14 protein-coding genes are annotated in these 19,886 nt (G+C 47.5%); 2 read left to right on the forward strand and 12 right to left on the reverse strand.

Features of this window, described 5'->3' with window-relative positions; translation table 11 throughout:
- Positions 1–73 precede the first annotated feature (73 nt).
- The 5 genes from NSU14_RS24065 to ilvB all read right to left on the reverse strand — a co-directional run bounded on the left by NSU14_RS24065 (position 74) and on the right by ilvB (position 11,843).
- Positions 74–6,427: a SpaA isopeptide-forming pilin-related protein gene (locus NSU14_RS24065; protein WP_340947499.1), complete on the reverse strand. Its 6,354-nt coding sequence runs from the start codon at positions 6,425–6,427 to the stop codon at positions 74–76.
- Between the two features lie 357 nt (positions 6,428–6,784).
- Positions 6,785–8,326, reverse strand: a complete 1,542-nt coding sequence (locus NSU14_RS24070; protein ID WP_340947500.1) for a 2-isopropylmalate synthase — start codon at positions 8,324–8,326, stop codon at positions 6,785–6,787.
- A 105-nt stretch (positions 8,327–8,431) separates the two neighbouring features.
- Positions 8,432–9,424 carry a ketol-acid reductoisomerase gene (gene ilvC, locus NSU14_RS24075; protein ID WP_039301500.1) on the reverse strand — a complete coding sequence of 331 codons (993 nt, stop codon included), beginning with the start codon at positions 9,422–9,424 and terminating at the stop codon, positions 8,432–8,434.
- A 182-nt stretch (positions 9,425–9,606) separates the two neighbouring features.
- A complete protein-coding gene (gene ilvN, locus NSU14_RS24080; protein WP_039301592.1) occupies positions 9,607–10,086 on the reverse strand; it encodes an acetolactate synthase small subunit in 480 nt (159 codons plus the stop codon).
- A gap of 5 nt (positions 10,087–10,091) precedes the next feature.
- Positions 10,092–11,843: a biosynthetic-type acetolactate synthase large subunit gene (ilvB, locus tag NSU14_RS24085; RefSeq protein ID WP_039301503.1), complete on the reverse strand. Its 1,752-nt coding sequence runs from the start codon at positions 11,841–11,843 to the stop codon at positions 10,092–10,094.
- Between the two features lie 621 nt (positions 11,844–12,464).
- On the opposite strand from ilvB, the gene NSU14_RS24090 reads away from it, so the two are divergent.
- A complete protein-coding gene (locus tag NSU14_RS24090) occupies positions 12,465–12,911 on the forward strand; it encodes a GNAT family N-acetyltransferase (RefSeq protein ID WP_039301506.1) in 447 nt (148 codons plus the stop codon).
- 22 nt (positions 12,912–12,933) lie between these two features.
- Here NSU14_RS24090 and NSU14_RS24095 read toward each other — a convergent pair whose 3' ends face one another.
- From NSU14_RS24095 to NSU14_RS24115, 5 genes are all read right to left on the reverse strand, one after another.
- Positions 12,934–13,287: a hypothetical protein gene (locus NSU14_RS24095; protein WP_340947501.1), complete on the reverse strand. Its 354-nt coding sequence runs from the start codon at positions 13,285–13,287 to the stop codon at positions 12,934–12,936.
- A 175-nt stretch (positions 13,288–13,462) separates the two neighbouring features.
- Positions 13,463–14,413 carry an ABC transporter permease gene (locus NSU14_RS24100; protein ID WP_042134484.1) on the reverse strand — a complete coding sequence of 317 codons (951 nt, stop codon included), beginning with the start codon at positions 14,411–14,413 and terminating at the stop codon, positions 13,463–13,465.
- Positions 14,414–15,490 carry an ABC transporter permease gene (locus tag NSU14_RS24105; protein WP_039301514.1) on the reverse strand — a complete coding sequence of 359 codons (1,077 nt, stop codon included), beginning with the start codon at positions 15,488–15,490 and terminating at the stop codon, positions 14,414–14,416. It lies immediately after the preceding gene.
- Positions 15,483–17,021, reverse strand: coding sequence for an ABC transporter ATP-binding protein (locus tag NSU14_RS24110; protein WP_076248943.1), 1,539 nt, complete (start codon positions 17,019–17,021; stop codon positions 15,483–15,485). The genes NSU14_RS24105 and NSU14_RS24110 overlap by 8 nt, the downstream gene beginning before the upstream one ends.
- A gap of 178 nt (positions 17,022–17,199) precedes the next feature.
- Positions 17,200–18,279: a BMP family lipoprotein gene (locus NSU14_RS24115; RefSeq protein WP_042134482.1), complete on the reverse strand. Its 1,080-nt coding sequence runs from the start codon at positions 18,277–18,279 to the stop codon at positions 17,200–17,202.
- 305 nt (positions 18,280–18,584) lie between these two features.
- On the opposite strand from NSU14_RS24115, the gene NSU14_RS24120 reads away from it, so the two are divergent.
- Entirely contained in the window at positions 18,585–19,127 is a 543-nt protein-coding gene (locus NSU14_RS24120; protein WP_039301523.1) for an acyl-CoA thioesterase, read from the forward strand.
- 118 nt (positions 19,128–19,245) lie between these two features.
- Here NSU14_RS24120 and rplT read toward each other — a convergent pair whose 3' ends face one another.
- Both rplT and rpmI read right to left on the reverse strand, forming a co-directional pair.
- Positions 19,246–19,605, reverse strand: a complete 360-nt coding sequence (gene rplT / locus NSU14_RS24125; protein WP_036649386.1) for a 50S ribosomal protein L20 — start codon at positions 19,603–19,605, stop codon at positions 19,246–19,248.
- 31 nt (positions 19,606–19,636) lie between these two features.
- Positions 19,637–19,837: a 50S ribosomal protein L35 gene (gene rpmI / locus NSU14_RS24130; protein ID WP_036696104.1), complete on the reverse strand. Its 201-nt coding sequence runs from the start codon at positions 19,835–19,837 to the stop codon at positions 19,637–19,639.
- Positions 19,838–19,886: the final 49 nt, after the last annotated feature.

Below are 19,886 nucleotides of genomic sequence, written 5' to 3' on the forward strand. Positions count from 1 at the left end.
ACAACCCGCCCGTAGCATTTGCTTCGGGCGGGTTGTCTGTATACCAGTATAACCTTATTTATGCTATCTCTGATTACTCCGGTTTATTGCGTGTCTTGAATCTGCGTGCGAGGATAATCCCCAGAACGATCAGTCCCCCACCCATCAGATACAATGGGAGCGGGCTTTCTTCCCCGGTCTTAGGGAGATCTCCAGGCAGGCCATCTTCACCGGAGGTTGTATCAGTTACCGTACCTGTCGGCACCTCGTCAACACCCACCTCAATAATGATATCCTGATCATTGCCGTCTTCATCCGTTACAGTGATGGTGAATTTATCCTTGCCGGTATATCCCGGATCAGGAGTATAAGTCCATTTGCCGTCTGGTGTAACGACTACTGTACCATGTGACGGTTCCACACTAATGCGTGGAATGCCGCCCAGCGGAATTTCCCCATCGATTGGAATATCCTCAACAGTCGTTGCTGACGTAGCCTGTGGCGTCGGTGCGCTGCTTACTGCAGGTGCAGTAGGACTTAAGGTCGCTATTGGTGTAGGTCCCGGTGTAAACGTCACGCCAGGTACTCCTGTTGCGGAAGGACCTGGTGTACTAGTTACACCTGGCGTTACCGTACTAACCGGAGTAGGTGTTGGAGTAACCACCGGGTTCGTTCCGGGTGCTCCTGTCGGTGCCGGTATGTCTTTATTCGTAATTGGGGCCAGCACCTTTTGTACCTTCGAATCAATGATGATGCTGCGCTCCGTTGAATCCAAATAATAGCTGGTTGGAGCCACGGTTTCCTGCAATGTGTATACTCCAAGCTTCAAATCCTTAAATTCAATCTCACCATTCACGTTGGTAATCCTAGTTGCCACTACGCTCTTGCTGGAATCATAAAGCTTAAACTCAGCCCCGGCGAGCTTTCTCGCTGCGTTACCTTCGGCGATCTTAACGAGCTTGATTGAACCCAAGGTCTCTTGGTTTGTGATTGGTGCCAGCACCTGCTGTACCTTTGAATTAATCGTAATAGTGCGCTCCGTTGGATCTAGATCATATCCCGCTGGAGCCTTTGTTTCCTCCAGCGTGTACGTACCCAGCTTCAAATCATCGAATACAATTTCACCGTTCGCATTGGTAGTTTTCGTTGCTACAACAATCTTGCTGGAATTCGTGAGCTTGAACTCTGCTCCGGCAAGCTTTTTCGTCGCGTCAGCAGCGTCTACCTTGATGAGCTTGAGCGAACCCAGGGTTTCCACATTCTTAATTGGAGCCAGCACCTGCTGGGCCTTCCCGCTGATTGTGACATCCTTCGGCGTTGAATCCAATTCATATCCGGCCGGAGCCTTTGTTTCCTCCAGAGTATACGTTCCAAGCTTCAAATCATCGAATACAATTTCACCGTTCGCATTGGTAGTTTTCGTTGCTACAACAATCTTGCTGGAATTTGTGAGCTTGAACTCTGCTCCGGCAAGCTTTTTCGTCGCGTCAGCAGCGTCTACCTTGATGAGCTTAAGTGAACCCAGGGTTTCCACGTTCTTAATCGGTGCCAGCACCTGCTGGGCCTTCACAGTGATTGTGACGTCCTTCGGCGTTGAATCCAATTCATACCCGGCCGGAGCCTTTGTTTCTTCCAGCGTGTACGTACCCAGCTTCAAATCATCGAACACAATTTCACCGTTCGCATTGGTAGTTTTCGTTGCTACCACAATCTTGCTGGAATTCGTGAGCTTGAATACAGCTCCTTCAAGCTTCTTCGTCCCGTCAGTTGCATCGACCTTAACAAACTTAATCGAGCCGATGGTTTCTATATTCGTAATCGGGGTCAGAACAAGCTGATCCTTCGAAGTAATTTTGACATTGCGTACCCTTGCATCCAAATCATATCCGTAGGGGGCCTTGGTTTCCACCAGGGTATAGTCCCCAAGATTCAGATCTGTGAATTCAATTTCACCATCGTTATTCGTAACACGCGTTACCGCCACATTTGTGCTGGTACTCGTGAGTCTGAACTCTGCTCCGGCAAGCCTCTTATTCACATTATTATAATCTACCTTACTTATCTTGAGTGAGCCCAAGGTTTTGGTGTTCTTGATTGGGTCCAGCACCAGCTGATCCTTTGAATCAATCTTGATAGTACGCACCGCTCCATCCAGATCATATCCGGCCGGAGCCTTGACTTCCTCCAGTGTGTACGTTCCAAGCTTCAAATCATCGAATACAATTTCACCATTGGCATTGGTAGTCCCTGCCGCAACCACAGCATTGCTGGAATTGTATAATTCGAACTTTGCTCCTGAGAGCTTCTTCGTTCCGTCCGCTGCATCCACCTTTATAAGCTTAAGTGAGCCTGTGGTTGCTTTATTGGGGATTGACGGCAGAATCTGCTGTACTTTCGAATCAATCTTGACATTACGCACCGTTTCATCCAATTCATACCCGGTTGGAGCTCCGGTCTCCTTCAGTGTATAGTCTCCGAGCTTCAAATCATTGAATACTATTTCACCATTGGCACTGGTAGTCGCCGTTGCCACCAGAGCATCGCTGGAATCGTACAGCTCGAACTTCGCTCCGGCCAGCTTCTTCGTTCCGTCCGCCGCATCTACCTTAACAAGCTTGAGCGAACCCAAGGTTTCTTTATTCGTAATTGGAGCCAGCACCTGCTGTACTTTCGAACTAATTGTGATGTTGCGCACCGTGGAATCCAAATCATATCCGGCCGGAGCCTTGGTTTCCTCCAGGGTATATGCTCCAACCTTTAGATTATCGAATATAATTTCACCACTGGCGTTAGTAGTTGCCGCTGCCACCATGGCATTGCTGGAATTGTACAACTCGAACTTCGCTCCGGCAAGCTTCTTCGTACTGTCAGCTGCATCTACCTTAACGAGCTTGAGCGAGCCCAGAGTTGCTGTGTTCTTGATCGGTTCCAGAACCTTCTGCACATCCGAGTCGATCGTAACGCTCTGCTTTGTTGAATCCAGTTCATATCCGGCCGGAGCAGCAGTTTCCTGATAGGAGTAGGTTCCGAACTTCAAATTACTGAATACAATTTCCCCGCTGGCATTGGTAGTAGATGTTGCCACTAGAGTATTGCTGGAATTGTATAACTCAAACTTTGCTCCTGCAAGCTTCTTCGTTGCATCATCTTTATCTACCTTTATTAGTTTAAGCGAACCTTGAAGTGCTTCATTAGTAACCGTCACAGCATTTTGTTGAGCCGGATCAATAGTTACGGGAACACTATTACCATTAAGCTTATATCCAGCCGGTGCTTTAGTTTCTTTGTATGTGTAGCTTCCTCCCATTAATTTCGTAAAAATCACTACGCCGTTTGCATCGGTAGTTCCCGTTCCTACCAATTTATTTGCTGCATCATACAGTTCAAACTCTGCACCTGCAAGTTTTTTGGACGAATCATCCTGGGCAACCTTAGTCAGCTTGAGCGAGCCGTTATAATCATTCGTAACGGTCAGCAGAACAGGTGTAGAAGAATTAATGGTTACTGTCCGCGCTGTAGTATCCAGTGCATATCCGGTGGGTGCCTTTGTTTCCTTTAGAACATATTTACCGGCCCGCAAATTAGTGAACTCCAGATTGCCAGCTGAATCACTGGTTGCTTTCACTGTATCCTTCAGTTCTGTACCTACAATACGACCCAGGGAGAACTCAGCACCCTGGAGATTTTTAGTTTGGTCTGCATTTGTTTTCAGCACCTTAAGCGAGCCTTTCACACCGCTGCCCGTACCTCCGGTATCAACAATGGTGAAGCTTTGGGTGAATGGAAAAGGTTTACTTACCTGCTTGGCACCCATTCCGCTAAATGCAACATTATTGGTTACAGCTACAGTTCCTACTGCTGTAATAACAGACTGATACTTGAGAATATAGGGTTTGGTAATGGGGTTCGTAAACGCCAGCTTAAAGATGTCTACCCCGCTTGGGTTTGTGGTGAATTGGAGCGTATAATCTGTACCCTGAACTAATTTCGTGCCAGTCTCAGCAACTGTTCCAGCCGCGTTAACTGTAGTATTAAAGACCTGAAAACTTGCAGGCAATAACACCTGATTGATACTCGGAGTATCTACAATCTCTGCATTGCTCACTGCGGATTGGTTAGCGTTAATGGTCATCGTCCAATTTATTAACGTTTGATCTGAACTATCAACCACACCTGTTTTAGTTACATATTGTCCACCATTCGGTATAGTGAGGGGGGAATTCTGGAGCACTCCCGAGACTGCCGTGCCCTGCGCATTATACAAGGTGGCTTTATTGGTGAGAGTCCCCTCGCTAACATCTCCTGCTATAAATTCTGTTTTGAAAACTACATAAAAGGCATAATTAATAGCTTTCTTAAATTTAACCTTCAGCTGAAGTCCATCGGCAGTTACACTTGCATCATAATCAGCAGGACTCACAGGATCTCCCTGTTCAGGATTTCCACTTGCATTGTAATTTAACTCATATACCTCTACAGTCCCAGTATCTCCTCCAGCCATCTGTTGGCTTGCCGGAAACGTGTCAACTAGTTCTGCACCTGCAGCCAGTTCTCTTTTGTTATAATTGGCTCCAACTTTCCAGGTGGTTCTCTTGCTGGCTGTATCGTACGAGCCTTCCTTGAATCCATTATTCTTGACTTTAACGTTCGGATCAAAAGTAGCTGAGGACGTCTGTGCTGGTGTGCCAACAGCCTTTTCTTGCCATACAACCGAGGCAGTGTTAGTGAAGGTAGTTGCGTTAGTTTTCAGCTTGTAATAATCGAAATTGGTACTGTAAGTAATCGTATAAGCCTGAGTGATGGGTTTTAAAAATTTAATTTCGAAACCATCATTTGTTTTAAAGTCGCTATTTCCCAGAATGGTAATCTCATAATCGGTACCCTCAACCAGCGCAGGAGAAATAACCGGCTTCCCGATCAGCTGCAATCCGGCATTTCCGAATTTATCAGTCAATACCAGATTGGTCATTGTTTTTTTGTCTTCATTAATTTTAATCGTCCATTTAACGGTTTTGTTCCAATAATCTATGTTTGACGGTGATTGCTTAGTTAAAACACGTTGGGTAAGCGAAGTCGTAGCTGTTACGGGCACCCCGTTATAGGTGACTGTATTCGTAACATTCCCGGTAGTATAGACGCGGTCTGCTACCTTTGTTTTGTATACAATCCGGTAGGCAGACTGTATGTCGTTAATGAATTTAAGCTCAAACCCAGCTTTGGAAGTAGTGTCAGCCAGTTGGGTTACGGTATAGTCCGTACCTAATATCAACTTTGCGCCATCAACCGTACCGTTTCCGTTTTGATCCAGCTTTACTTTATAAATTTCCATTGATCCGGCAACATAATCCTGAGTGATGTCGAAAGTATCGGTTAGAACAGCTTTATCCGCTGTTATTACCTTTTCATTATAGTTATATTTGATTTGCCAAGTAATTTCCTCTGAAGATGAATTATAACCCAAAGATGATTTTTCCAGCGTTTTGCCCAAGTTAATATTAACCTCTGCAGAGGCAGTTTGAGGTGAGCCATTAGCAGTCAGTGTAGCTGTATTATTAAACTTTGTTTGCTCTGTAGTACTTATGTTCTTGGTAGTAAACTTTATCCGGTAGGCTTCATTTATTGAATTATTGAATCTCAGATCCAATTTGGTCAGATCGCTTGCGGTCGTGTCATAGAGTGCAGAACTGACCTGCCCGCCAAGGGTTAAGTTTCCTTTAACATCCACCGTCAAGGCATATACAGCAATAGAAGCCGGGTCCAGCTCCAATCCTGTCTGCATGGGGTCCGTAATTACAGCATTATCAAGTTTGTTCAAAAGCGTATTTACATCAACCGTCCAGTCAATACTGCTGGCATTATATTTTTGCGGCATGGGTGTTCCGGTTTTGGTGATAGCTTTGCCGTTACTGGGTTGAACCTGGAGTGTAATTGAGTTATTGGCATTTCCCGCTATCGGAAAATGGAGCACCTGCGTTGTGCTGCCGGTAACTGTAGTTGAGCTTAGGGTGGATTCAACCCAAAAAGTGCCTTTTATATCCAATAGCCCTTCAATATTTTCATTAAAAACAAATACGACTTTATTATCTGCACCTACAGTATAAGTACCAATTCCATTAGCGAATTCACTATTAACCAGCGTACCGGAGTACGTTTGATTAATTTTTAATTGGGAAGGAAGGGTGTACGTGTACGTAGCGCCTTCGTCATACTTTGCATCCGGAAGCTCATAAGTCAAATTCAGCTTAACCATAGAATCCAGCTTGTACACACTATCCGTAACCTGCGTCCCATTTTCGTATACCGAGAGTGTTACAGTTTTAACAATATCTTCGGTAATTTCTGTGTTCATTGCATCCGCATTGACATTGGTGAAGAAACCCATTGCATTAGCGAATGATGTTACGAACAGTATTATTCCAAGCCCCAGTGCCCATTTTTTCTTTTTCATTAATCTCAAGACCTCTCCCTCTTTCATATGTATAATTTGTTCTTACATCAGTCGTGGAATGATCAGATAAGACATTAGAGCAGTGACATGAACAATTTCTGAACAGCTAAGTAATTTCTCCATTTCTCACTCCAATTTCCTATAAACCGCTTAGTATTGACAAAGAAAGTGCCAAAAGGTGTGATTATGACAAGATAAATTGTAACTAAAGTCACTGATAAATCACTGACAAACGGCTGATAAACTCATAAATCCCCCTAAGAAAAACAAAAAAGCCATTGGGCCAGCAGAATGTTCTGCTGGCCCAATGGCTTAAACTCAGGTTTTAATTTAGTGGAAAGCTTCTATATATACCGTTTACAGGCTGGCTTGGTCGGCCGGGAGCAGCGTCTTACGCTTCTCAATCAGCTTGTTCAGTGCATCCAGATAGGCTCTGGCACTCGCTTCCAGGATATCGGTACTGAGTCCGCGGCCCTGCGCTGCGATCTCGCCTTGGGACAGCACAACATGAACCTCACCCTGTGCGTCTTTACCTCTGCTGACTGCCTTAATCGAATAGTCGCCCAAGGTGACTTCCTCACCAGTAGCCTGATCAATGGCGTTATAGATCGCGTCTACGGAACCATTACCCTCGGCAACTGCCACAATCGGCTGCGGCTCCTGCCCGTTAATAATAACTTTGGCCGTTGGCGTAGCTTCATTACCATAAGTCACATATATTGTCTGCAGGCTGAAGGTCTCCGGTGTATCGATCAGCTTCTCTTCCAGAAGAGCCAGAATATCCTCATCCGAGACTTCCTTCTTCTTGTCCGCCAGATCCTTGAACTTGGCAAAAGCGGCATTCAGCTCTTCCTCCGGGACGTCATAGCCCAGATCACTGAGCTTGTCGCGGAAGGCATGGCGTCCGGAGTGCTTGCCCAGCACCAGCTTACTTTCTTTGAGGCCGATCGTTTCAGGTGTCATGATCTCGTAGGTGGTCTTCTCCTTCAGCATGCCATCCTGATGAATACCAGATTCATGCGCGAAGGCGTTGGCCCCGACGATGGCCTTATTCCCGGGCACTACCATCCCGGTCAGCTTGCTGACCAAGCGGCTGGTACGGGATATTTCCGACAGGACCAGTGAAGTTTTGGCGTCAAAAAATTCGCTGCGGGTCTCCAGCGCCAGCGCTACCTCTTCAATAGCCGTATTTCCTGCCCGCTCACCAATGCCGTTAATGGTCCCTTCGATCTGATCCGCGCCATTCTGAATGGCAGCAAGCGTATTGGCGGTAGCCATCCCCAGATCATTATGACAATGTGCACTGAGCTGTACCCGTTCGATATCCGTCACCGTATCCTTCAGGAATTTGAAAATCGCTCCGTATTCCGAAGGATTCAGATAGCCCACAGTATCAGGGATGTTCACCACATTGGCTCCTTCACGGATCGCCATCGACACCATTTCAGCCATGAAATCACGTTCTGTCCGGCCGGCATCCTCCAAAGAGAACTCCAGCTTGGGGAAATATTTCTTGGCATAACGGATAGCCGACTGCGCAGTTTCCAGTACCTGTGCTTTATCCATACGGAGCTTGTGCTGGCGGTGAATCGGTGATGTAGCAAGGAAAATATGAATACAAGGATCCTGTGCTCCCTGCAGCGCTTCCTTAACCGCATCGATATCACTCTCTCTGGAACGGGAGAGGCCAATCAAAGTGACGTTCTTCACGGCTCTGGCCACTGCGTTAACCGCAGCCAGATCTCCGGGCGATGCCGCAGGGAATCCGGCTTCCATCCGGTCAATTCCCAGCTTCTCCAGCTGATAGGCGATTTCCACCTTCTCGCGCGTGTTGAGGTTCACACCCGGTGACTGCTCTCCGTCACGCAGCGTCGTGTCGAACACATATATTTTCCGCATGCTGAGCACCTCCTGCAAATTGTCCATAAATCCCCAAATGCGGCTCGCAAAATTACGGCCGCATCTGAGAATCACCTATGGTTCATGTAGTCTTAAGTATATGTCCTATTTCTTAATCCAGTGCATCATTTCACGCAGCTGGCTTCCTACCACTTCTACCGGATGAGCGGCTTCGTTGCGGCGGGTAGCTGTCAGGAAGGCACGGCCGGATTGGTTCTCAAGGATAAAGTCGCGGGCGAATTTACCTTGTTGAATATCGGACAGCACTTCTTTCATTGCTTTTTTGGTTTCATCCGTGATGATGCGTGGTCCGGTTACATAATCACCGTATTCAGCTGTGTTACTGATGGAATCGCGCATAGTGGCAAGTCCGCCTTCATACACCAGGTCCACGATCAATTTCATTTCATGCAGACACTCGAAGTAAGCCATCTCAGGAGCATAACCGGCTTCTGTCAGTGTTTCGAATCCGGCTTTGATCAGTGCAGATACACCGCCGCAGAGTACAGCTTGTTCACCGAACAAATCTGTTTCTGTTTCTTCGCGGAAGGAAGTTTCGATAACTCCTGCACGGGTACAGCCGATACCTTTGGCATATGCTAGTCCGATCGCCTTGGCATTACCGGTTGCGTCCTGTTCAATGGCGATCAGGCCGGGAACTCCGAAGCCTTCAACATAAGTACGGCGAACCATGTGACCCGGGGACTTAGGTGCTACCAGCAGCACGTCTGCATCCTTAGGAGCAACGATTTGACCAAAATGTACGTTAAAGCCATGGGAGAACATCAGAGCCGCGCCGTTCTTCAGGTTCGGTTCAATTTCATTCTTATATACGGATGCCTGTGTTTCGTCCGGCATGAGAATCTGCACTACATCTGCACGGGATACTGCTTCTGCTACAGACAATACTTCAAAACCGTCATTCTTGGCAGTTTCAAAAGATTTGCCTTCACGCAGGCCGATGACAACCTGAAGTCCACTGTCACGCAAGTTTTGTGCCTGAGCATGCCCTTGGCTTCCGTACCCGATTACTGCAATTGTCTTTCCTTTTAATACGCTAAGCTCTGCATCCTGTTCATAGTACGTTGTAACTGCCATTGTCAATATCCTCCTTTAATTTGGACCCATCGTAAAGAGCGGGTGCTTCAAGAGCGCGGTGTTTCCTTACCTATGCATTGCCGTGCTCCTCAAGCCCCCGCTCTTTCGCGGGAAAGCCTAACCATATCTTAATAAATTAATGCAAGCAAGCAGTAATCCGTTAAAGCTGTAAATTGTGACGATCACGCATTACCGCGGATCATCGCCGTTACACCTGTTCGTGACAGTTCCTTAATGCCATAAGGCTTCAGCAGCTCAATCATAGCATCAATTTTCTGGGTCTCTCCAACCACCTGTACTAGTAAGCTTGTTGTTCCGATATCCACTACCGAGGCCCGGAAGGTTTCGACAACACCCATAATCTCAGGCCGTTCAGCCGGATCAGCCTTGACCTTAATCAACGCCAGCTCACGGGCAACCATGGGCTTGGAGCCAAGATCAATAACCTTGATGACATCGATCAGCTTGTAGAGCTGCTTCTCAATCTGCTCAAGCGTATGCTGGTCTCCAAGAGTAACGATAACCATCCGGGACAGCCCAATCTCTTCAGACTGGCCTACAGTTATACTCTCAATATTGAACCCCCGGCGGCCGAACAGTCCGGATACCCGCTGCAGCACACCTGGCTGGTCATTTACAAGCACGGAAATCGTATGTCTCATCACCGCTATTCATCCCCCATCAGCATTTGATCAATGGTTGACCCTTGGGTTACCATCGGGTAGACATTCTCGTCTTTAGGGACAACGAATTCTACCAGGACGGGTCCAGGTGTTTCCAGGGCTTCTTTCCACGCAGCTCCGGCTTCCTCTTTATTCGTAGCCCGCAGACCCTTAACTCCGTAAGCTTCAGCCAATTTCACAAAATCCGGACTGCCGGCAAGATCGGTATAGCTGTAACGCTTCTCATAGATGAGATTTTGCCATTGCCGGACCATTCCCAGTACCTGATTGTTGATTACAACGATTTTGACCGGAATCTTATTAATCGCACAAATCGCAAGTTCCTGTGAACACATCTGCATGCCGCCGTCACCATTAATGGAGACTACCAGCCGCTCCGGATGTGCCATTTGCGCTCCGATTGCCGCAGGGAAGCCGAAGCCCATTGTACCAAGACCACCTGAAGTAATCCATGCGCGCGGGTGATTGAATTTGTAATATTGTGCAGCCCACATCTGGTGCTGTCCTACGTCAGTAGTAACAATTGCCTCGCCTTTAGTGGTGTCATTAATCATTTGAATTACCCATTGCGGTTTCAGCTCTGACTCTGAATCTTTATAACGCAGCGGCTGATCCAGCTTCCACTGGGCGATTTGCGTTCTCCAGGCATCCGCATTCGCGGCCCGCTTAACATCAGGAATCAGCATTTCCAGCACGGTTTTGACATCGCCAACGATTGGAATATCAGGCGATACATTCTTGCCGATCTCCGCCGGATCGATGTCGATATGAACAATCTTGGCTTTGGGAGCGAAACCATCCAGCTTACCGGTTACACGGTCATCAAACCGGGCACCAATATTAATTAGCAGATCGCATTGTTGAATCGCATTGTTCGCTGTATAGGTACCGTGCATGCCCGGCATTCCCATCCACAGATCCTCCGCACTCGGATAACAGCCCAGACCCAGCAGTGTTGTAGTAATAGGAATTTCTGTACGCTTCACGAATTCATACATCGCTTCATGCGCTCCGGAGTAAATGACCCCGCCGCCTGCAATAATGATCGGACGCTCTGCAGCAGCAATGGCCTTCACCAGCTTATCAAGCTGAAGCTTGTTAGGCACAGTGCGCGGGTTGTAGCCGCGAAGGTTAACGCCTTGCTGCTGAACCGGCGTGAACAATGTCTTAGCAGCAGATACATCCTTCGGAATATCAATCAGTACCGGACCCTTGCGTCCCGTATTCGCGATATGGAAGGCCTCATGAATAATTCGCGGCAGGTCTTCAACATCCCGTACCAGATAGCTGTGCTTCGTAATCGGCATCGTTATACCGGTAATATCCGCTTCCTGAAAAGCATCTGTGCCGATCAGGCTGGAGAATACGTTCCCGGTGATTACCACCAGCGGAACAGAGTCCATGAATGCAGTAGCAATTCCTGTTACCAGATTAGTTGCCCCCGGGCCTGAAGTGGCGATACATACGCCTGCTTTGCCGCTCGCTCTGGCATATCCGTCAGCTGCATGAATCGCTCCCTGCTCATGGCGTGTCAGAATATGTTTGAAATCATCGAATCCATAAAGAGCATCATAGATATAGAGTACAGCCCCGCCCGGATATCCGAATACAGTATCCACACCTTCCAGTACTAGACTGCGCAGCAGGACTTCGGAACCTGTAATCACCTCAGGATTTTTCCATTTCTCACGTAACTGCTCTATAGACCGCACTTCTTCCGGTAATTGCGCGCTCATCAGTATTCCTCCCTTCGATTGTTCACATTCATTATTCAAATGACAGGACGTCTTTTATACAACATTTAATATTGACGAACAGGCTGTAAATCCTCCCTATTCAACAAAAAAACCTCTCGCCTCCCACGCGCAGAATAAGCGCGTGAGGGACGAAAGGTTTAGCTTCCGTGGTACCACCCATGTTTGCATTACATCTCACGATGAAATGCCTTATCAGGATACAAAAATCCATCGATGTAGGCAGGGCCCAAATCTCTGTAACCTGAAGTCCCTAACGCGGACCAAACGATTCCCCCTAATAATTCCACCGCTCTTGCTGATGGACCTTTCAGGGAAACAGCTCCGAGGTGAGCTCGTATATAAGGGATTTTGGTGGAGGTTGCAGCAGTTCCTCTCACTCTCTGAACAAAAGAGCCCTTAAAACTTCGTCCTCTTCATCGCCGATACATGTATGTTCGTTAAAATGTTTAGACACATTATATGATTTCCTCACACGGTAAGTCAATACCCATCTTGCGGATATATATTAAATTCTTCACAAAATGTTGTTCTACCCTTACCGGAACGCCCACACCAGGCAGGGCATATGATGTACGACAATGCGTGGAAAGGGGGCATTTTATGATTCGTTACCGCAGACCCAAGCAGGATGACACCGTCATTTTTGACTTGATTGAAAAGCAGCTTGTCCCGCTATCCCATCTTCCACAGACGATTATCAATCAGGTCAGAAAAGATCTGCCCCGCCGTCTGGGGCAAGGCGTTACTCTCGTGGCTTGTCCTGACTATGAGAGTGATCCGCTGGGGTTCGTACACTTTATGCTGCATGGAGATTTGTTATATATCGATATGCTCGCCATTGCGCCTAATGCAAGGCGTAGGCGTTACGGGAATATGCTGATGGACAGAGCGGAGCGGTTTGCACTATCACGTGCATGCCGGCGGGCCAAGGTTTCTGTGGATACCGGGAATACAGCCGGTCTTGCCTTTTATGAAAAACTGGGCTACAGCGTAGCCCGTTATCAACCGCAAAACTACTGTTATGAGCTTGAAAAACAGTTCATCTGATGAACTCAGGCTGTTCTACAGCTTAAAAGAATCCAATAGGTGGGACACCATAACCGGGACCTGGACCATAACCGCCGTAAGGACCGGGAACAGGCCCTGGGCCATAGCCATAACCGCCTCCATATGTGGCACCGCCATAGCCATAGCCTCCACCGCCATAGCCATATGGAGCCGTACCTATAGCCAGCAAATCAAACAATACAAGCGGAATCAATGCTTTGGTTTGTACTTTTTTACCACTGATACGCTGTAGAACAAGACGGTTGCCCGAAACACGGAGTAACTTGCCCATCACCTTGGAGCCGTCTTTTTTTACTGCAACGATATTTTTACCCACCAGCTTCATGACTTGTTTTTTCGTAACCGGCTGTGCCATAATATCCCTCCTAATGAGTTTCTTAAGCAGTCTATTCGCCTCGGCCGGTATTTGCCTGTACATCTGTCCTGCCCGAATCATGAAGGAGCAGCATCACCGCTAACAAAAAAACGCATTTCCGGATAACCGGAAATGCGCTCTGCAACGAAAAAGAATTAAACAGGAGATACCGACCCTAGCGTTTGCCCGGATCGTATGGTTCCCCCAAAGCCTTAGGTGCCGAAGAACGTCCGACTGCACTGACCAGGACGATGATGGTTAGTACATAAGGAATCATGAAAATGAATTCCTGCGGGATACTCTTGGACCATTCAAACAATTGCACATAGTTACGGATGGCCTGGGACAGACCGAAGAATACGGCTGCTCCGAAAGCACCGAGCGGATTCCATTTACCGAAGATCATCGCCGCAATGGCAATGAAGCCTTGTCCGGAGATGGTATTGTGTGCAAACGTACCGGTAGTTGTCAAAGTAATCGTAGCTCCGCCGATACCAGCCAGCAGGCCGCTAAGCATTACACCAATATATCTCATCTTGTTTACATTTACACCAAGTGTATCTGCTGCACTCGGATGTTCACCGACTGCACGCAGACGGAGTCCAAACGGAGTTTTGAACAGGACGAAATAAATAACAACTACCAATATAATCGCTAAGTAGGTCGTTGGATAGGAATTAAAAATCCCTTCTCCGATCACTGGTATCTTGGAAAGTCCGGGAATGGCTACTTTGCTAAAACCGTCGATCAGCGGAGTTTCACCGGATCCGTCGAAGATTAGCTTAACCATGTACAGTGTACTGCCTGCGGCAAGGAAGTTGATGACCGTACCACTTATCGTCTGATCGGCCTTGAAGGTTATCGAAGCCACCGCATGAATCAGTGAACCAATCACACCCACAGCCATGGCACTAAGCACACCAACCCATGGCGCCCATTCACCCATTCCTGCTTCCTGAGCATAGTACCCGCCTACTGCTGCAGCAAATGCACCAAACATCATCAAGCCTTCAAGTCCGATGTTGACGACACCGGATCGTTCAGAGAAGATGCCGCCAAGGGCGGCAAATATAAGCGCCGTGGAAAAAACAAGCGTTGTATTGAGCAGTTGGCCTAAGACTTCCATCTATAACACCTTCTCTTTCTTGCGCTTGAAGTAAAACGGTTTGAGCACCCAGCGTACAATGCCTTGCGCAGCAATGAAGAAAATAATTGAACCGATGACAATACGGATCAGCTCCGGAGGTACATCAGCACCAAAGCTCATCCCTGCAGAACCATACGTAAGCGTACCGTATAGAATAGCAGCGAGAATGACGCCGAGCGGATGAGTCAGCCCGAGCAGAGCCACAGCGATACCATCGAATCCATAACCAGGTGATGCCGCGAATACCGATTGATAATGGAAGACACCCAGTACCTCACCAGCTCCCGCCAATCCGGCGAACACACCACTGATGAACATCGCTTTGATCACATTGCGTCCTACATTCATACCTGCATATTCTGCAGCATGCGGGTTTAAACCTACCGCACGCATTTCGTAACCTTGCTTGGTTTTCCACAAATAGACGTAGAAGAATGTAGCTGCTGCAAGGGCAATAACCGTTCCCCAGTGCAGACGGGCATTGTCGAATGTGGAGAACAGGAAGGTCATCGACAGCGATGCCGGGTTATCTTCCGAACGGTTCTGTCCCTGTAAGAGCAGGAAGGTCCGGACAATATAGTTCGACAGGAAGAGCGCAATCCAGTTCAACATGATCGTAGTAATAACTTCGTTGATTCCGCGTTTGGCCTTCAGGTAACCGGCAATCCCCGCCCAAAGTCCGCCGCATACACCCGCTGCAATCACCGCAAGAGGTACAAGCAGGAATGCAGGCAATACGCCGCCAAGCTTGATGCCGACTACTGAGGCAGCCGTCATGCCGATCATCACCTGGCCATCCGCGCCAATGTTGAACATCCCTGAACGGAAAGCAAAGGCTACCGCGAGACCTGTGAACATTAGCGGAGTCATCTCGCGCACAGCTTCACCGAAATCGTATGGACTGCCGAATACACGTTTGAATAACGCTGAGTAGGCTGCAACCGGATCGTATCCGCCAATCAGCATAACGATAGCGCCGACCAGGAAACCCAACAGAATCGCAATAAGCGGAATAATGTAGGTGTCTGTAGCGAATATTTTTTTGATTCTAGACATCCGCGTGGCCTCCCCGCTTCAAGCTGCCCGCCATCATCAGACCCAGTTCCTGGTCATTCGTATCCTGCGGGAATACTTCTCCGACAATCTGCCCTTCATAAATAACGGCAATTCTGTCGGATACATTCATAATTTCGTCCAGTTCAAAAGAGATCAGCAATACGGCTTTGCCCTGGTCACGCTGGGCAATCAGCTGCTTCTGAACAAATTCAATGGCTCCGACATCAAGGCCGCGTGTAGGCTGTGCTGCAATCAGGAGCGTCGGATTTTTGTCTATTTCCCGCGCAATAATCGCTTTCTGTTGATTACCGCCGGATAATGACCGGGCCTTGTTCTCAATTGAAGGCGTACGCACATCGAATTGCTTCACCAGATCTTCTGCATGCTTGTTGATAACATCCTTATTCAAGAATCCGTTCTGATTGTACGGGCTCTTATAATACGTTTCCAGCACCATATTCTCACTCACGGTGAAATCAAGTACCAGTCCATGCTTGTGTCGGTCTTCCGGGATATGGGAGACATTCATTTCAGACACCTTACGCGGAGAGAGGTTGGTAATTTCCTTGCCCGAAACTGTAATTGAACCGGAATCGATCTTGCGCAAACCGGTAATCGCCTGAATAAGCTCACTTTGTCCGTTGCCGTCGACGCCTGCAATCCCCAGAATCTCGCCCGCTTTCACTTCAAAGCTGAGGCCATTCAGCACAGGGATCCCATCCTTGCTTTTACTTCTGACATCAGACAGCTTCAGGATGCCTTCACCAATATGTGCCGGCTGCTTGTCTACTTTGAAGGTAACACCGCGTCCGACCATTTTTTCGGCCAGCTCGTTCGGATTTGTGCCGGAGGTCTTAACGGTATCAATTACCTTGCCCCGCCGGATAATGGTTACACGGTCGGAAATCTGCATAATTTCTTTCAGCTTATGGGTAATAAGTATAATGGACTTGCCTTCGGCAACGAGCCGCTTCATAATCGCCATCAGTTCAGTAATTTCCTGGGGCGTAAGTACAGCGGTAGGCTCGTCGAATATAAGTATATCCGCTCCGCGGTACAGGGTTTTCATAATCTCTACCCGTTGCTGCATGCCTACCGAAATGTCATGAATTTTGGCATTTGGATTGACTTGAAGACCGTACTGCTCCGATAGCTTACGAACCTGCTCCGCAGCGGATTTATAGTCGATTTTAAGACCTTTTTTCGGTTCCATGCCAAGAACAATGTTCTCGGTTACCGTAAAAGGCTCTACTAGCTTGAAATGTTGGTGAACCATACCAATGCCAAGCTCAATAGCCTTATTGGGGTTATCGATAATAACCGGTTTCCCGTCGATTTCGATGCTGCCTTCATCGGGCTGGTACAGTCCGAATACGATATTCATCAAGGTTGATTTGCCTGCCCCATTCTCACCAAGCAGTGCATGTATCTCGCCTTTTTCCAGCGTCAGACTGATAGAGTCATTCGCGACAATACCGGGAAAGCGTTTTGTGATTTGCTTCAACTCTACGACAGGAGCCGCAGCACTCATGGTATCACCCTCATCACAGAATATATAATACTGCCTTATAGACACGGCTGTACCGCCCTATGCAGGACGGTACCGCTGTGTATACCTATAACAAATGTTGTAACAGAGAACAAGGCCAGCTCAAGTAACCGGCCTTGTTTCTTGATATGGTTAAATCCAGTAAAGGTGATGCAAAGAATTACTCGGAAGGAACAGTGATTGTTCCATCGATGATTTGTTTGCTGTACTCGTCAACTTTAGCCAGGATTTCTGCAGAAACGTTAGCCTTGGATGTTTCAGGAAGGCCTACGCCGTTGTCTTTCAGACTAAGAACAGTTGTAGTGCCGCCTTTGAATGTTCCGTCAACCACTTGTTGGGAAACCTTCTTAACCGCTTCATCAACACGTTTGATCATGGAAGTCAAAGTTACGTCGTCGCCAAATTCCAGGGATTGGTCTTTGTCTACGCCGATAACCCATACTTTAGTACCGCCAGCTTTGTTGCGGGATTTAGCTTCATTGAATACGCCGTTACCTGTAGCGCCGGCAGCCGGGAAGATGATGTCATTGCCTGCATCATACAGGGTTGCAGCCAGGGATTTACCAGTATCAGGCTTGTCATAAGCACCTGCATAAGTAATCTTCACTTCTGCCTTAGGGTTTACAGCTTCTACGCCGGCTTTGAAGCCAACTTCGAAACGCTTGATAACCGGGCTTTCCATACCGCCGATGAAGCCTACTTTGTTAGTTTTGGTTGTCAGACCTGCAACAACACCTACCAGGAAGGATCCTTCGTTCTCAGCAAACGTAACAGATTCAACGTTAGGAGCTTCCACTACGCTGTCAATGATTGCCAGGTTAGCAGTCGGGTTCTCATTAGCAACCTTCAACACTGCATCGCCAAGGTCAAAACCGATACCCCAAGTCAGATCATAGCCGCCTTTAACGAATTGGTTAAGGTTTGGCTCATAGTCTGCATTGGATTTACTTTGCAGGTATTTGATTTCAGCGCCAGATTCTGTTTCCAGAGCCTGCAGGGCTTCCCAAGCGGATTGGTTAAAGGATTTGTCATTAACGCCGCCCACGTCAGTTACGAGACCGAGTTTGACAGCCTTAGGAGCCTCAGTTGCTGCTGGTGCTTCTGTTGCTGCTGCATCTGTGGTTGGTGCAGTAGTTGCTGCTCCAGCATTGGTGTTTGCGTTGTTATTGTTTCCGCATCCTGCCAAAATAACAGTGAATGCCATAACCATAACTAAAGATAGTTGGTAAAACTTCTTCATCGAATGTGATCCCCCTTAGAAAATTGGATGTCTTCTGTGTTCTGCTTGGACATACCATTAGAACAAATTATACCTGCAAAAAAAGCTAAAATCCAGTCTATTAATGACCTCAGGTCAATAATAATTTGCATTTTTCAACAAGAAACCGCTTACCATGACATGGCATGTAACCGCTATGTATGGTAGGTGTCAGGAAACCTCGAAATTCATCTTGTGATACCCGCGCATTAACGTTATTATTGCACAGTGATGGCTTTTCTATTATCATGAATGTTTACATATTGTTCGCAAAGGGAGTTACTGAAATGGATCAAGAAAACAAACCTCAAGTTGTACCGGCCTCTAAATACTGCCACGAATCCCGCGTATTCAAAACTGGCCGTGTCTTCCCGAATGATGTTAACAACCACAAAACATTGTTCGGCGGCAAACTGATGAGCACAATTGATGAAGTTGCCTCTATCTCGGCCATGCGCCACTGCCGTACGAATGTGGTAACCGCCTCCGCTGATTCTGTAGACTTCCTTCTGCCGATCAGGCCAACTGATTCTGTCTGCTTCGAATCCTTCGTCTCCTGGACGGGACGCACCAGCATCGAGGTATTCGTCAAAATCATCTCGGAGAACCTCTATACAGGTGAACGTGCTGTTGCAGCTACATCGTTCCTTACCTTCGTTGCAGTCCATGAAGATGGCACTCCATCCCCCGTTCCGGCCATCATTGCCGAGACTGAGGAAGAGAAGCTGATCTGCCAATCGGCCAACGAGCGTTCGGAGCTGCGCAAGATCAGACGCGCCAGCAGCAAGAAGCTGGCTTCACAGCTTAGCACAACAAAGTACTGGGAATAGCACTCTCCGGAATTCTGTTCCTTCAATATAGCAGGGAGCAGCAGCTCAGCCTTACGGCACAAAAAAGCACCGTCACGCGGGACATCCCGCAGGCGGTGCTTTTCGGTTTATATCATTCTTACGCGTTGATCTTCTCTTTGGCAACTACAGCCAGGGAGTTGAATGCGTTCAGATCATTCACTGCCAGATCAGCCAGCATCTTACGGTTCACTTCTACGCCAGCCAATTTCAGGCCGTATACAAGCTTGCTATAGGAAAGACCGTTCAAACGCGCTGCAGCGTTGATACGAACGATCCACAGTCTGCGGAAGTTACGTTTAGTCTGACGACGGTCACGGTAAGCATAAACCATCGATTTCATTACTTGCTCTTTAGCTGTTTTGAAAATGCGGTGCTTGGAACCGAAGTAACCTTTTGCCAGTTTCAATACTTTTTTATGTCTACGACGAACTACAAATCCGCCTTTAACTCTTGCCATATTAATAAACCTCCCAAAAATGTGTAATTAACTATTTCAAGTTAGCAAGTCCTTGTTTCAAACGTCTTACATCCCCAGGGGCCATTACTGGATTGCCGTTCAATACGCGTTTTGCGCGTTTCGATTTGTGGGACAGCAAGTGGTTCTTGTGAGCTTTGTAACGCAATACTTTACCAGTTCCAGTGATCTTAAAGCGGCCTTTCAGGCTGCTATGTGTTTTCATTTTAGGCATGGTGTTTCCTCCTTGAATATTATGCGGCGCCAAATTGCTGTGCAAGTGA

It is taken from the genome of Paenibacillus sp. FSL R10-2771 (assembly GCF_038000205.1).
GTDB lineage: Bacteria > Bacillota > Bacilli > Paenibacillales > Paenibacillaceae > Paenibacillus_AQ > Paenibacillus_AQ phytohabitans.